This window comes from Micromonospora sp. NPDC048169 (genome assembly GCF_040652815.1).
Classification (GTDB): Bacteria; Actinomycetota; Actinomycetes; order Mycobacteriales; family Micromonosporaceae; genus Micromonospora.
This window is the reverse complement of the sequence record NZ_JBEZMS010000002.1, coordinates 332,845-347,132: the sequence shown is the minus strand read 5'-3', so window position 1 is coordinate 347,132 and position 14,288 is coordinate 332,845. Positions and strand designations below refer to the sequence as shown.

The 14,288-nt window shown below is 73.6% G+C and carries 13 protein-coding genes; 5 read left to right on the top strand and 8 right to left on the bottom strand.

All coding sequences use genetic code 11. From position 1 onward, the window contains the following. Positions 1-85 precede the first annotated feature (85 nt). Positions 86-1,012: a hypothetical protein gene (locus AB0D28_RS03570; protein ID WP_357381788.1), complete on the bottom strand. Its 927-nt coding sequence runs from the start codon at positions 1,010-1,012 to the stop codon at positions 86-88. A 99-nt stretch (positions 1,013-1,111) separates the two neighbouring features. On the opposite strand from AB0D28_RS03570, the gene cofD reads away from it, so the two are divergent. Both cofD and AB0D28_RS03560 read left to right on the top strand, forming a co-directional pair. After that, positions 1,112-2,059: a 2-phospho-L-lactate transferase gene (gene cofD, locus AB0D28_RS03565; RefSeq protein WP_357381786.1), complete on the top strand. Its 948-nt coding sequence runs from the start codon at positions 1,112-1,114 to the stop codon at positions 2,057-2,059. Beyond that, positions 2,056-3,141 carry a coenzyme F420-0:L-glutamate ligase gene (locus AB0D28_RS03560; RefSeq protein WP_357381784.1) on the top strand — a complete coding sequence of 362 codons (1,086 nt, stop codon included), beginning with the start codon at positions 2,056-2,058 and terminating at the stop codon, positions 3,139-3,141. Before cofD ends, AB0D28_RS03560 begins: the two co-directional genes overlap by 4 nt. 15 nt (positions 3,142-3,156) lie before the next feature. Here AB0D28_RS03560 and AB0D28_RS03555 read toward each other — a convergent pair whose 3' ends face one another. Further along, positions 3,157-4,146, bottom strand: coding sequence for a winged helix-turn-helix domain-containing protein (locus tag AB0D28_RS03555; RefSeq protein WP_357381782.1), 990 nt, complete (start codon positions 4,144-4,146; stop codon positions 3,157-3,159). A gap of 241 nt (positions 4,147-4,387) precedes the next feature. Beyond that, a complete protein-coding gene (locus AB0D28_RS03550) occupies positions 4,388-5,431 on the bottom strand; it encodes a hypothetical protein (protein ID WP_357381780.1) in 1,044 nt (347 codons plus the stop codon). Positions 5,432-5,470: 39 nt separating this feature from the next. Here AB0D28_RS03550 and AB0D28_RS03545 point away from each other — a divergent pair, with 39 nt between their 5' ends. Further along, complete coding sequence (locus AB0D28_RS03545) at positions 5,471-6,040, top strand: NUDIX hydrolase (protein WP_357381778.1); 570 nt, start codon at positions 5,471-5,473, stop codon at positions 6,038-6,040. 61 nt (positions 6,041-6,101) lie between these two features. On the opposite strand, the gene AB0D28_RS03540 is transcribed toward AB0D28_RS03545, so the two are convergent. Continuing rightward, the gene (locus AB0D28_RS03540; RefSeq protein ID WP_357381775.1) at positions 6,102-7,193 is read right to left on the bottom strand and encodes a sugar phosphate nucleotidyltransferase; all 1,092 of its coding nucleotides are present in this window, start codon (positions 7,191-7,193) and stop codon (positions 6,102-6,104) included. A 51-nt stretch (positions 7,194-7,244) separates the two neighbouring features. Continuing rightward, on the bottom strand, positions 7,245-8,390 hold the full coding sequence (locus AB0D28_RS03535; protein ID WP_357381773.1) for a glycosyltransferase family 1 protein: 1,146 nt from the start codon (positions 8,388-8,390) through the stop codon (positions 7,245-7,247). 150 nt (positions 8,391-8,540) lie between these two features. Between AB0D28_RS03535 and AB0D28_RS03530 the strand changes: the two genes are divergently transcribed. Further along, positions 8,541-9,230 carry a TIGR03089 family protein gene (locus tag AB0D28_RS03530; protein WP_357381771.1) on the top strand — a complete coding sequence of 230 codons (690 nt, stop codon included), beginning with the start codon at positions 8,541-8,543 and terminating at the stop codon, positions 9,228-9,230. 111 nt (positions 9,231-9,341) lie between these two features. On the opposite strand, the gene AB0D28_RS03525 is transcribed toward AB0D28_RS03530, so the two are convergent. Together AB0D28_RS03525 and AB0D28_RS03520 are read right to left on the bottom strand one after the other, a co-directional pair. Further along, positions 9,342-11,333 carry an acetoacetate--CoA ligase gene (locus AB0D28_RS03525; protein WP_357381769.1) on the bottom strand — a complete coding sequence of 664 codons (1,992 nt, stop codon included), beginning with the start codon at positions 11,331-11,333 and terminating at the stop codon, positions 9,342-9,344. A 319-nt stretch (positions 11,334-11,652) separates the two neighbouring features. Next, positions 11,653-12,168: a hotdog domain-containing protein gene (locus AB0D28_RS03520; protein WP_357381767.1), complete on the bottom strand. Its 516-nt coding sequence runs from the start codon at positions 12,166-12,168 to the stop codon at positions 11,653-11,655. Positions 12,169-12,191: 23 nt separating this feature from the next. On the opposite strand from AB0D28_RS03520, the gene AB0D28_RS03515 reads away from it, so the two are divergent. Further along, a complete protein-coding gene (locus AB0D28_RS03515; RefSeq protein ID WP_357381765.1) occupies positions 12,192-12,848 on the top strand; it encodes a hypothetical protein in 657 nt (218 codons plus the stop codon). A gap of 49 nt (positions 12,849-12,897) precedes the next feature. Here AB0D28_RS03515 and AB0D28_RS03510 read toward each other — a convergent pair whose 3' ends face one another. After that, on the bottom strand, positions 12,898-14,061 hold the full coding sequence (locus tag AB0D28_RS03510; RefSeq protein WP_357381763.1) for an acyl-CoA dehydrogenase family protein: 1,164 nt from the start codon (positions 14,059-14,061) through the stop codon (positions 12,898-12,900). Positions 14,062-14,288: the final 227 nt, after the last annotated feature.

The window sequence follows — 14,288 nt, the reverse complement described above, 5'->3', positions numbered from 1 at the left end:
ACCGCACACCTCACGGCGGCGTCCCACCGGAGGTGAGCGAGCGACCACATACCGTCGAGTAGGTAAACGCCCGCCGCGACGGGGTTCAGCGGTGCTGGTTCGGGTCCTCGCGGTCGAACCGCTGGGTGCGCTCGTCGTCGGCGCCCGGCGACGGCGCGCCCGGCTCGGCGGACTGGCGCGGGATCGCCTGCGTCGGGTCGGCCGACGGCGGCTGCCCGAACGGCGGCGCGGACTGCGGCGAGCCGTACTGCGGACCGGCGTACGGGACACCTGACTGCGGGTCGGCGGCCGGCGGACCGGACTGCGGCGCGTGCGGCGGCGCGGTGTTGAACGGCGGCGCCGTCTGCGGCTGGCCGTACGGGCCGGGCTGCTGCGGCCAGCCGGGCTGGGGCGAGCCGGCCTGCGGGTAGCCCGGGCCGGGCTGCTGCGGGTAGCCGCCCGGGCCGGGGTAGCCACCGGGCTGACCCGGCTGCTGCGGCCAGCCGGGCTGGGCCTGGCCGTACACGCCGGGCTGCGCCTTCGGCTTCGGCACGTAGTAGAGCGCGCGCCAGATCTTGAACACCACGAACGCGGCGACCGCGAAGATCGCCAGCCAGGCCGCGCGGGTCAGCAGGCCGAGGAACGCGTCGAGCACCTCACCGTCGGCGAGCCGGCCGACCAGCCAGATCAGGAACGTCAGCGCGCCGAACACGGCGGACACGGCGTACTCGACCAGCGCCACCTGCGTGATCATCCTGGCCTTCGGCACGACCGGGAGGACGACTGTGGAGATCAGGACGGCGAGCACCGGCAGGACCGTCGACTCCAGGCCGATGAAGGTGAAGTACGTGCTCCCGGCCCGGCCGCTGAACGTGCTGTAGTCGTCGACCGGCACGAGCAGGCGCAGCAGGCCGACGAAGAGAAGCACGGCGTTGGCGCCGAGAAGGACGAGCGCGGCCAGTTCGCGCAACGGTTTGATCAACTGGCTGGCCTGCGCGGCGTCGCCGGACGCGGGCTCGGCGGGGCTGGTCACGGACTCCCCCAGGGGACGAAAGCGGACAGTTGCCGAAGTGAGCGTAGTCTCTCCGGCCACCGGACGATCGACGGCGGCGCGTGCGGAAGGATGGACGCCATGCGCATCGTGGTACTGACCGGCGGCATCGGGGGCGCCCGTTTCCTGCTCGGCGTTCGGGCGTACGCCCGCGAGGTGGGCGCCGAGGTGACCGCCGTGGTGAACGTCGGCGACGATCTGCTGCTGCACGGGCTGAAGGTCTGCCCCGACCTGGACAGCGTGCTCTACACGCTCGGCGGCGGCGCCGACCCGGAGCGGGGCTGGGGCCGGGCGGGCGAGACCTGGACGGTGAAGAACGAGCTGGCCGCGTACGGCGCGGAGCCGAGCTGGTTCGGTCTCGGCGACAAGGACATCGCCACCCACCTCGTGCGCACCACGATGCTCAACGCCGGCTACCCGCTGTCCCAGGTGACCGAGGCGCTGGCGGCCCGCTGGCAACCGGGCGTACGGCTGCTGCCGGCCACCGACGACCGCCTGGAGACCCACGCCGTCGTCTCCGACGAGCAGGGCCGGCGGGCGATCCACTTCCAGGAGTGGTGGGTGCGGTACCGGGCCGACGTACCCACCGACCGGTTCGTCTTCGTCGGCGCCGACGCGGCGAAGCCCGCGCCCGGCGTGGTCGAGGCGGTCGCCGCCGCGGACGTGGTGCTGATCGCGCCCAGCAACCCGGTGGTGAGCATCGCCCCGGTGCTGGCGGTGCCCGGCCTGCGCGACGCGGTGGCCGGCGGCCCGGCCCCGGTGATCGGGGTGTCGCCGATCATCGGCGGCGCGCCGGTACGCGGCATGGCCGACCGCTGCCTCGCCGTGCTCGGCGTGGAGTGCGGCGCGGCCGGCGTGGGCGGCCTCTACGGCGCCCGGTCGGCGGGCGGGCTGCTCGACGGCTGGCTGGTCGCCCCGGAGGACGAGGGCACCGTGGTGCCGGGCGTGACGGTCCGCGCGGCGCCGCTGTGGATGACCGACGAGGCGGCGACCGCCGCGATGGTGCGCGCCGCGCTGGAGCTGATGTGAGGCTGGAGATCCTGCCGGTGCCGGGCATCGGCGACGTGACCGAGGGCGACGACCTGGCGGCGCTGATCACCGGCGCGGCGCCCTGGCTGCGCGACCACGACGTGCTGGTGGTCACCAGCAAGATCGTGTCGAAGGCGGAGGGCCGGCTGGTCGACGTGCCGGCCGACGGCCCGGAACGGCTCGCCGAGCGGGACCGCATCCTGGCCGCCGAGACCGCCCGGGTGGTGGCGACCCGGGGCGCGACCCGGATCGTGCAGACCCACCACGGCTTCGTGATGGCCTCGGCCGGCATCGACGCCTCGAACGTGGACAAGACCCGGCTGGTGCTGCTGCCTGTCGACCCGGACGCGTCCGCCCGGGCGCTGCGCGACGCGCTGCGGGACAGGCACGGCCTCGACGTGGCGGTGATCGTCAGCGACACCATGGGCCGGCCGTGGCGCAACGGGCTCACCGACGTGGCGCTCGGCGTGGCCGGCATGCCGGCGATCCGCGACCACCGGGGCGAGGTCGACCCGTACGGCAACGAGCTGTTCGTCACCCAGATGGCCGTGGTCGACGAACTGGCCGGCGCCGGCGAGCTGATCAAGGGCAAGTGCGACCAGGTCCCGGTCGCTGTGGTGCGGGGCTACCTCACCGCGACGCGGGACGACGACGAGGGCGCACGCACGCTCGTCCGCGACGCCTCGATGGACCTGTTCTCGCTCGGCACCGCCGAGGCGCGCGCCGCCGGTCTGCGGGCGGCGGCGACACTCGCCGACCGGGTCGGTGCCGAACCCGCGGGCGCGGACGCGGTGCGGCGGGCGATCGACGCGGTGGCCGACGTGGTCGCGCCGGGCACTGTGTTCACCCACGTCACCGACGACGAGGTACGCGACGGGCTCGCCGCCACGGTGCCCGGCTGGCCCGCCTCGGCCACCGGCCTGCTGCTCGGCGCGGCGCCCACCCCTGTCGGCCGGGCGGACCTGGTCCGGTTCGGCGCGGACCTGCAACGCCTGCGCGCCGCGCTGGCCGCCGAGGGGATCGACTCGACGTTGCTTCCGCCCCCGTCCGGCAGCACCGCGAGCGCCACGCTGGCGCTCTGACTCCGGCGGGCGCGCTCAGGCGTCCAGGACTGCTCGGCCCAGCGGGGTCAGCGTGTGCAGGACGGTGTTGCGGTCGCGTCGGCTGACCAGCAGCCCCGCGTTGCGCAGCACCGTGGTGTGCTGGCTGGCCGCGGCGGCCGAGATGCGCAGCTTGCGTGCCATCTCGCCAGTGGTGCAGCCGCCGTCGGCGGCCTGGAGCACCCGGGAGCGGGTGCGGCCGAGCAGGGCGGCGAGCGCCTCGCCCTGCTGTGGTTCCCCGGCGACCGAGCCGGACGTCAGGCCCGCGAGCCGGTCGACCGGATAGACCAGCACCGGGGGCAGGGTCGGGTCGACGAGCGCCACCGGGGTACGCGAGCAGAAGAACGACGGCACGAGCAGCAGCCCCCGGCCGTCCAGGTGCAGTTCCCGGGTGTCCGGGTAGTCGAGCACCTCCAGCACGCCCGAATCCCAGCGCATGTTCGGCCGCAGGCTGGCCAGCAGCCCTTCGGCGCCGCCGTCGAGCATGGCGCGGGCACGCCGGGCCCGGTCCGCCTCGACCGCCGCCTGCACCCGGGACCAGTACGGCGTGACGGCCAGCGACTGGTACCGCGCCATCGCGCCGGTCAGGTGGTGCAGCGTCTCCGGCTCGCCACGGGCGAGCGCGGTGGCCGAGGACGGCAGGGCGTTCTCCCCGGCCAGCAGCGTCAGGTCGCGGCGCAGCATGTCGACGGGGGTGCCCCGGATCGCTTCCAGGCCGGCCTGGAAGCCGTCCCGGCTGGCGAACGGGGTGAGGAAGTCGGGGAAGTAGCCGCGTGGCGGATTGAGCGCCAGCAGAAGGCGGTACTGCTCGGCGTCGGTGTCGGTGCGCAGTCCGTGCGCCACTGTGCGCCGCCAGGTGGTCATCATCGGGTCACGACCGCGCCCCTGGAGCAGGTGCAGGCTGAGGACCAACTCCCACAGGGGGTCCGCGGCCGGGGCGACCCGGGTCCGCAGGACGTCCTCGCCGGAGAAAATGATCTTCAACATGGATTGCTCCCGTGCGGACGGCGGGGGTGCCAGCCACACTCCGACTGTACCCGCCGGTACTAATCTCCATCTTTAAGCGTGAGATGAAAAACCTCGACGCTGGGCGGGCCGGTTCGGCAAACTCTCTGTTGCCTGCCGACGCCGGGGAGCGACATCGATCCGGTCGCCGGCTGACGGGCGTGGCCGGGCGGCACCACGAGGGTCTGCGGCATCAGTCGCAGGGGTGCCGCCCGGCCCTCGCTCATCCGATCCAGAGCGCCACCCGATGGTCCTCGTCGGTGACGTAATAGCAGCGCCCGGCCAGCTCGGCCAGCCCCTCCACGTGATGGAACGGCGCCAGCTCCGCGACCACCTCCCCCGCCACCAGCGCGTCCCCGCCCGCGTCGTGCCGGAACCGCACGTGCCGGGAGGTCACCTCGCCGCCGTGCGGGTGGTCGTCCAGCAGCACCGAACCCTTGCCCAGCGCGTCGATCGACCCGGTCACCGCCGCGTAGCCGCCGTCGCCGGTCGGCGTGATCGCGCGGAAGCCGGCGAGCGCACCGGGCGGCGTCACACCGGTCAGCGCGTACGCCCCGAGCGCCCGCGGGTCACCCGAGTGCTCCGGGTCGTCGAACATCTCCGGTACGCCGGCCAGCTCGACGTAGACCGGCTCACCCTCGGCGGTCACCGGGAAACGCAGGCCGAGCAGCGCCGTACCGGCCGGGGTGAACGCCGCCGCCTCGACGTTGATCGGCAGGTCGTCGGCGGCGAGCCGGGTCACCCAGCTCTTGGCGCGGGCGGTGCCCCGGGCCAGTGTCTCCACGATGAACCGCTGCCGGACCCGGTCGCCCGGTGGCAGCAGCGTCAGCGGGGCGGCGGCGAGCGCGTCGTTGACCGCCCGGTGCAGCCGGAAACGGTTGCGCACCACGTGCACCGGCAGCGGCCCGGCCACGGCGTCGTCCTCCCGGAACCGGGCCACGAACGCGCGCCGGGGCCGCAGCGGGCCGCCCTTGGAGCCGAAGTGCGAGCCGAAGACGTACACCCAGCCGTCGTGGTGGGCCAGTGCCTCGCCGTCCTCGGTGCGGCCGTTCTCCCGGCCGGCGTCGGCGGCCACGTGGTGCGCCTCCCAGTGGCCGTCGTCGAGTTCCAGCAGCAGCGCCAGGCACTGTTCGACCGGCCCCTCGTCCAGCACGGTCCAGAAGCCGCGGCGCGCGCCGTGCGCCCGCAGCAGCGCGGCCGACCGCACCGGCAGGAGGTCGCTCGCCTCGTTGCCGGCCACCAGGAACTCGACGAGTCGCAGGGTCACCGCGTCAGGGTACGAAGCCGGCGCTCGTAGAGTGTCCGGGTGCCTGATCTCATCTCGTACACCGAGCTGCACGCCGACGCCGTCGCGACGCTGAGCCGCTGGACGGCGACCAGCCCCGCCGCCGACGCGGCCCGGACCCGGACCCTGGCGCTGCTGGCCGACGGGCCGGTGGCGATGAGCCGCGCGCACCGGGCCGGGCACGTCACCGCGAGCGCGCTGGTGCTCGACCCGGACGGCCGGGTGCTGCTCTGCCTGCACGGCAAGATCCGCAGGTGGATGCAGCTCGGCGGGCACTGCGAGCCCGGCGACCGGACGCTTGTGGGCGCCGCGCTGCGCGAGGCCACCGAGGAGTCCGGCATCAGCGGCCTGACCGTCGAGCCGGAGCCGATCGACGTGGACATCCATCAGGTCGCCTGTCAGGGCGGGTCGTTCCACTACGACGTCCGGTACGCCGCGCTGGCCCCGGCGGGAGCGGTCGAGCGGGTCAGCGCGGAGTCCGAGGCGCTCGGCTGGTTCCCGCCGGACCGGCTGCCCGAGCCGCTCGCCCACGCCACCGCGCAGCTCGTGCGGCCGGCCCTCGCGGTGCTGGCCCGCCACGCCGGCCGCTGAGCGGCGGCGCCCCGACGCGCCGCCGGGCGCGTTCCACTCCGGCGGCGCGTCGCGCGGCGGATCAGACCAGGCCCTCCTCGCCGCGTTCCTTCAGCTCGTCCACGATCTTCTTCACGTCCTGCGCGCGGTCGCGCGGGCAGACCAGCAGCGCGTCCGGGGTGTCCACGACGATCAGGTCGTGCACCCCGACGGTGGCCACCAGCCGGCCGGAGTGCGGCACCACGACGGTGCCTGTGGTGTCGTGCAGCAGCACGCCCGGTTTCGCGTCCCCGCCCAGCACCACGTTGCCGGCGCCGTCGGCGGGCAGCACCTCGCCGAGCGTGTGGAAGTCGCCGACGTCGTTCCAGCCGAAGTCGCCGGGCACGGTGCCGACCCGGCCGGCCGTCGCCGCGCCCTCCATCACCGCGTAGTCGACCGAGATCCGGGGCAGCGTCGGCCAGATCCGGCCGAGCACGTCGTCCTGCTCCGGCGTGCCCCAGGCCGCCGCGATGGCGGTGATCCCGGCGTGCAGCTCCGGCTGCTGGCGGGCCAGCTCGGCCAGGAAGACGTCCACCCGCCAGACGAACATGCTGGCGTTCCAGAGGTGCCGGCCGGAGCGGACGTAGACTTCCGCCACCTCGGCGGCCGGCTTCTCCTTGAACTCGTGTACCGGGCGCAGCGGGCCGTCCCCGACCGGGTCGCCGGTCTCCAGGTAGCCGTAGCCGGTCTCCGGGCGCGTCGGGGTGATGCCCACTGTCATCAGCAGCCCCTGCTCCGCGCCCCGGATGGCCTGGCGTACCACCTCGGCCAGCCGGGCCGGGTCGCCGATCAGGTGGTCGGCGGCGAACGAGCCCATCACCGCGTCCGGCGTCCGGGTGGCGATCACCGCGGCGGCCAGCGCGATCGCCGCGCAGGAGTCGCGCGGAGAGGGCTCGACCAGGATGTTCTCCTCCGGCAGGCCGGCCAGTTGCCGAGCCACCGCCGCGGCGTGCGCGGCCCCGGTGACCACGAGCGTGCGCTCCGGAGTGGTCAACGGCGACAACCGGTCGACAGTGGCCTGCAACAGCGAGGCGGGGGTGCCGGTCAGCGGGTGGAGGAATTTGGGGTGGCCGGCACGGGACAACGGCCACAACCTTGTGCCGCTGCCGCCCGCCGGGATGACGGCGTAGAACATCAGCACATCATGCCCGAAGCGGGCGAGCCGTCACGGTCGGTCGCCCGGGACTCAGGAGCGGGCCCGTCGCCAGGCCGCGATGTGCACCTCGGCGCTGGACTCCCAGGTGAACTCCTTGGCCCTGTCGAAGCCGGCCTTGGCCAGGGACAGCCGCCGCTGCTCGTCGTCCAGCAGGGCGGCCAGGTCGGTGGCGATCTGGTCCGGGTCCTCGCTGGTGTAGGCGACCGCGTCGCCGCCCACCTCGGGCAGGGACAGGCGCGGCGTGGTGAGCACCGGGGCGGCGCACGCCATCGCCTCCAGGATCGGCAGGCCGAAGCCCTCGCCGTACGAGGGGTAGGCCGCCACGAGCGCGCCGCCGAGGAAGCCGGGCAGGTCGGCGTAGCGCAGGTAACCGGGACGCAGCAGCCGCAGGTGCGACGGCACCTCGGCCACCGCGCGGTCGATGTCGTCGTCGTGGCCCTGACCGCCGGCCACCACCAGCGCGGGCGGGTTCGGCCGGTCGGCCACCGCCCGGGCCCAGCCGCGGATCAGGTTGGGTACGTTCTTGCGCGGCTCCTTGGCCCCGAGGAACGCGATGTAGCTGCTGTCGCCCAGCCCCAGGCGGGCCCGGACGCGTGCCTTCTCCTCGTCGCCCGGCGCGTGGAACGCGTCCTGGTCGACGCCGTGGTAGGCGACGTCGATCCGGGTCGGGTCGGCGTCCAGCAGGCGGATCAGCTCGTCGCGGGTGGCCTTGCTCGGCACGATCACCCGGCCGGCGCGGCGCAGCGAGGTCTTGATCGCGCTGCGGAAGAACGTCCGGCGCGACTTGTCGTAGTGCTCCGGCTCGGTGAAGAACGTCGCGTCGTGCACGGTGACAGTCACCGGGCAGCCGGCCCGCAGCGGGCAGGTGTAGAACGGCGAGTGCAGCACCTCGGCGCCGACCTGCTGGGCCAGCAGCGGCAGGCCGGTCTGCTCCCAGGCCAGCCGCGCCGGCCGGTGCGCCACCGCCGCCGGGGCGGGGATCACCTCCGCGCCGGGCAGCATCCGGGAGTAGCGCTCCAGGTCGGTGCGGAGGCTGACCACGGCCAGGTCGATGCTGGTGCCGCAGACCCGGCCCAGCGCGCCGAGCAGTCCGTCGACGTATCTACCGACGCCACCACGGTCGGCGGGGACACTCGTGGCGTCGATGAGAACGCGGGGCGGGCGACCGGCGGTCACGGGGCGACTCCTCAGATGGCGCGGTTGTGGGAAAGAACACTTTCGGCAAGCCTACGCCGGGCCGGGCGCCAGGCGCTGACCGCGACCCGACGGTACGCCGACTTGTCGCTGTCATCGAGTACGCACGCGGGGCGCGTATCGTTCGCGCCGATGGCCGACAACATTGCCCGGGTGTTCGCCGACGCGATCGCGCCCGACCCCACCCGACCGCTGCTGACCTGGTACGACGACGCCACCGGCGAACGCACCGAACTCTCCGGGGCGACACTCGCGAACTGGGTGGCGAAGACCGCCAACCTGCTCACCGACGAGGTGGGCGCCGCGCCCGGCGACGCGGCCGGGGTGCTGCTGCCGCCGCACTGGCAGACCGCCGCCGTGCTGCTCGGCTGCTGGTCGGCGAAGCTGACCGTGGTCGGCACGCCGGGGCCGGTGGAGGCGCTGTTCGTGGCCGTCGACCGGGCGGACGAGGCAGCCGGTTGGCCGGCCGGCGAGCGGTACGCGCTGGCGCTCGACCCGTTCGCACTGCCGATGCGGCAGGTGCCGGCGGGCTGCGCGGACTTCGTCACCGCGGTACGCGGACACGGCGACCACTTCACGCCGGACCCGTCCGGCGGGGAAGCGGACGCGGCGCTGCTGGCCCGGGCGGCGGTCCGCGCCACCGAGCTGGGCCTGACTCCGGGCGACCGCCTCCTGGTCGACGTGACCACTCACCCCGACCCGGTCGACTGGCTGCTCACCCCGCTCACGGCGGGAGCCAGCGTGGTCGCGTGCGCCCACCCCGACCCGGCTCGCCTTGAGGCGCGCTCCACAACCGAGAAGACCACGCACACCCTGGCCTGAGCCCGCCCCGCCCCTCTCCCTGTTGATCTTGCACCTTCGGCCCTCGGTACGGGGGATTCACCCCTTTCGCCGGGGCGGAAAGTGCAAGATCAGCGAGGGCGACAGGGCTGATCAGCCAGGGGCGACGGGGCTGTCGGTGGTGGAACGGCGCTGGGCGAGGGCGGCGAACGCCGTCAGGGACTCGGGGTTGGCCAGGGCGCCCTTGGCCGCCGCGCGGTCGACGGGGGTGCCCGTCAGGATCTTCTTCACCGGCACCTCCAGCTTCTTCGCGCTCAGCGTGCGGGGCACGGCCCGGACCTGGTGGATCTCGTCCGGCACGTGCCGGGGCGACAGCGCGGTACGCAGCTCCCGGCAGATCTTCTTCCGCATGTCGTCGTCGAGTTCCAGGCCCTCGGCGAGCACCACGAACAGCAGCAGCTCACCCGCGCCGCCCTCGTCGTCCTCCAGGTGCACGACCACCGAGTCGACCACCTCGTCCAGCCCTTCGACCACCGAGTAGAACTCCGCGGTGCCCAGCCGTACCCCACCCCGGTTGAGCGTGGCGTCGGACCGCCCGGTGATCACGCATCCGCCGCGCTCGTTCACCGTGATCCAGTCGCCGTGCCGCCACACGCCGGGATAGACCTCGAAGTACGCCTCCCGGTAGCGGGCGCCGTCCGGGTCGTTCCAGAACCCGACCGGCATGCTCGGCATCGGCTCGGTGATCACCAGCTCGCCGAGCTGCCCGATCACCGCGCTGCCGTCGGCGGAACGGGCCTCCACCTTCGCGCCGAGCGCCCGGCAGGCGATCTCCCCCGCGTACACCGGCAGCAGCGGCACGCCGCCGACGAAGCCGGTGCACACGTCCGTGCCGCCGGACAGCGACTGGAGCTGGAGGCGGTCGCTCACGTTCTCGTACACCCAGGTGAAGCCCTCGGCCGGCAGCGGCGCGCCGGTCGAGCCGAGGCCGCGCACCGCGGACAGGTCGGCGACCTCGCGCGGCACCAGGCCGGCCTTGCGGCAGGCCAGCAGGAACGGCGCGGACGTGCCGAAGTACGTGGTGCCGGTGTCGGCGGCCAGCCGCCACAGCGCGCCCAGGTCGGGGTGGCCCGGGTTGCCGTCGAACAGCACGATCGCCGCGCCCACCGCCGGGCCGGAGACCAGGAAGTTCCACATCATCCAGCCGGTGGTGGTGAACCAGAGGAACCGGTCGGCCGGACCCAGGTCGTGGTGCAGCGCCAGCATCTTGAGGTGTTCCAGCAGGATGCCGCCGTGGCCGTGCACGATCGGCTTGGGCAGGCCGGTGGTGCCGGAGGAGTAGAGCACGTAGAGCGGGTGGTCGAAGGCGACCGGGGTGAACGTCAGCGGCTCGTCGGTGGGCGCCGCAAGCTCCGCCCACGGCAGCGCGCCGTCGGGGGCCGGGCCGTCCGGATCGAGGTACGCGACGGCGACGGTGTGCCGCAGCGACGGCAGCGCGGCCCGGATCGCGGCCACCTCGGCGCGCCTGTCGACCGGCTTGTCGCCGTACCGGTAGCCGTCGACGGCGACCAGCACCGTCGGCTCGATCTGCTGCCAGCGGTCGGTGACGCTGCGGGTGCCGAACTCGGGCGCGCAGGAGGAGAAGATCGCGCCCAGGCTGGCGGTGGCGAGCAGCAGGACGTACGTCTCCGGGATGTTCGGCGCGTACGCGGCCACCCGGTCGCCCGGTCCCACGCCGAGGCGGCGCAGCCCGGCGGCCACCCGGCGGACCCGCTCGCGCAGCTCGGCCGCGGTGAGCGTCTCCGGCGCGCGGGTCTGCCCGTGCGCGATCACCGCCGGGTCGTCGTCGTCCAGCCCCGGCATGCGCAGCACGTTCTCGGCGTAGTTCAGCGTCGCGCCGGGGAACCAGCGGGTGCCCGGCATGGCCCGGTCGGTGAGCGTGGCGGTCGGCGGGGTGTGCGCGACCACGTCGAAGTAGTCCCAGATCGAGCGCCAGAACGCGTCCAGGTCGGTCACCGACCACTGCCACAGCGCGTCGTAGTCGGCGAACTCCAGCCCGCGGTGCTCGGCCAGCCAGCGCAGGTAGTCACCGATCCGGGACCGCTCCCGCACGTCCGCCGGCGGCGTCCACAGCACGTCAGCCACTGTTCCACCCTCCCCTGGGCCCGCCACGACGGTGTGCCGGAGCCGTGGCGCCATCTTGCCCTACCTCGTGCCGCCATTGTCCGCGCCGGGTGCGCCGTACGGGGCGTGCCCCGCCCACACCCCGTACCCCCACCCCATGTGGCCCACATGGAAGGAAGGGCCCCCTCTTAACGCCTCGTGCAGAGGAAGGGCCCCCTGTTAACACCTCACTCCCGCGGGGGTCCGCCGCCGGACGGCGGGGGCAGCGTGCGTGCCCGGGTGTTAATAGGGGGCCCTTCCTCTACCGCAGGCGTTAAGAGGGGGCCCTTCCTTACACCCCTCAGCCGGCGCGGTGGGCCTGGATCGCGCGGCGCCGGGCGAGCCGGTGCGCGCGCCGGATCTCGGCCTCCCGGAAGCGGCGCTCGTCCTCCGGCGTCTCGGGCAGCACCGGGCGCACCGGGCGCGGCGCGCCGCCCACGTCGACCCCCACGAAGACCAGGTACGCGGTGGCGACCCGCACCGGCTCCTCCTCGGCCGAGTCCCAGCGCTCGCCGACCACCCTCACCCCGACCTCCATCGAGGTCTGGCCGGTCCAGTTGACCTGTGCGTGGGCGTGCACGAGATCGCCCACCCGGACCGGCTCGGAGAAGACGATCTCGTCGATGGACGCGGTCACCGCGGTGCCGCCGCTGTGCCGCGCCGCCGCCGCGCCGGCAACGTCGTCCACGAATTTCATCAGTACCCCACCGTGCACGGTCCCGTACAGATTGACATCGACCGCGGTCATGATGCGACTGAGCGTGACGCGGGAGTACGACGTGGGCTTACCCGGCGGGACCGCGGGATGATCTGTCATGCCGAAAACGGTACGGTGCGCGGATGCGACATCTCTGGAGCTTCCTCGCCGGGTTGGCGGTGGCGCCTGTCACCTGGGTGCTCGTCACGCTCGGTCAGGACGGATCTGAGCGGACCGTCGACCGCTGGGTGGAGATCGGGACGTACAGCACACCGAACCTGATCGAGCCGGCCGTCTATCTGGGCGTCGCCGGCATCCTGCTCGGTCTGCTCGGCACGTTGCGTTTCTCGCCGTTCGGCCCGCTGGTGGCCGGCCTGCTGCTCGCCGCCCCGTACGTCGGGCTGTTCGTCGCGCCGTTCAGCGTGCGGGACCGGGTGCCGGACGACCTGAAGCTGCTCGGTGACCCGCTGCCGCTGCGCGAGCCGCTGGACAACGGCACCCTGTTCCTCATCGGCGTGCTGCTGCTGATGGCCGTGTTCAGCACGAGCCGGTGGCGGCGTCCCGCCACACCCCCGGCGGCCGGGGCGGAGCTGACCCCGGCCGTCGCGCCGGTGGAGCACAAGCCGACGCTCACCGACTGGCCCCCGGCCGACGCGCCGAAGGACCCGGACACCGCGCCGCTCACGCTGGCCTATCCCGAGACCCCCACCGAACCCCTGCCCCGCCGTACCGGCGGCGAGTCGCCCTGGTCCGCGCCCCCGCGCGGCGCCGGGCGGCCGGAGGGCACCGAGACCCGTTGACGAGCGCGGGCGGGCCGGTACGCCGGCCCGCCCGCCCGAACGCCGGTGGTCAGCCCTTCAGCAGCTGACGGGCCATCACGATCCGCTGGACCTGGTTCGTGCCCTCGTAGATCTGGGTGATCTTTGCGTCGCGCATCATCCGCTCGACCGGGTAGTCACGGGTGTAGCCGTAGCCGCCGAGCAACTGGACCGCGTCCGTGGTGATCTCCATGGCGGCGTCCGAGGCGAAGCACTTGGCGGCCGCGCCGAAGTAGGTCAGGTCCGCGTCGCCGCGCTCGGACTTGCCGGCGGCGGTGTACGTGAGCTGCCGCGCCGCCTCCAGCTTCATGCCCATGTCGGCGAGCATGAACTGGATGCCCTGGAACTCGGCGACCGGCTTGCCGAACTGCTTGCGCTCCTGGACGTAGCCCTTGGCGTAGTCCAACGCGCCCTGCGCGATGCCGACCGCCTGGGCGGCGATGGTGACCCGGGTGTGGTCCAGCGTCTTCATGGCGGTGGCGAAGCCGGTGCCCTCGGCGCCGATCATGCGGTCGGCCGGGATACGCACGTTGTCGAAGTAGACCTCCCGGGTGGGCGAGCCCTTGATGCCGAGCTTCTTCTCCGGGGCGCCGAAGCTGACGCCCGGGTCGGACTTCTCCACCACGAACGCGGAGATGCCCCTCGACCGGGCTGTGGGATCGGTCACGGCGAACACCGTGTAGTACTCGGACACGCCCGCGTTGGTGATCCACCGCTTCACGCCGTTGAGCACCCAGTGGTCTCCGTCACGTACCGCCTTGGTCGTCATCGAGGCGGCGTCGCTGCCCGCCTCCGGCTCGGAGAGGCAGTAGGAGAACATGCCGTCCCCGGCCGCGACCGGGGTGAGGTACTTGCGCTTCAGCTCCTCGGAGCCGGCCAGCAGCAGTGGCATGGTGCCCAGCTTGTTCACCGCCGGGATCAGCGAGGACGACGCGCAGGCCCGCGCCACCTCCTCGATCACGATGGCCGTGGCCAGCGCATCCGCGCCGGCGCCGCCGTACTCGACAGGGATGTGCGGGGCGTGGAAGTCGGCCGCGCGCAGGGCCTCGTACGACGCCTTCGGGAACTCACCTGTCTCGTCCGCCTCGGCGGCGCGCGGAGCCACCTTGGCCGCACAGACCTCACGGACCGCCTCCCGGATCGCCTCGTGCTCCTCCGGCAACCGATAGACGTCGAACGACTGCTCTGCGGCCATGTCGGCCCTCCCCTTCCACCGCTATCATGCGCAGTCTGTGCCGCCCGAGGGCCGACGACTGCCGCAAACTGAAGGATAGCCACCGGTCCCGGCCGGACCTTACCGGCGGGTAGGCTCGCGCCCGAGCCTCGCCCGCCCGACCCGATTACCCTCACAGCAGACATCCAGTTCCCTCGGTGCCCGGCCTCGGCGCCCCAGCAGAATGCGACGCGTGGAAGCGCCGCCAG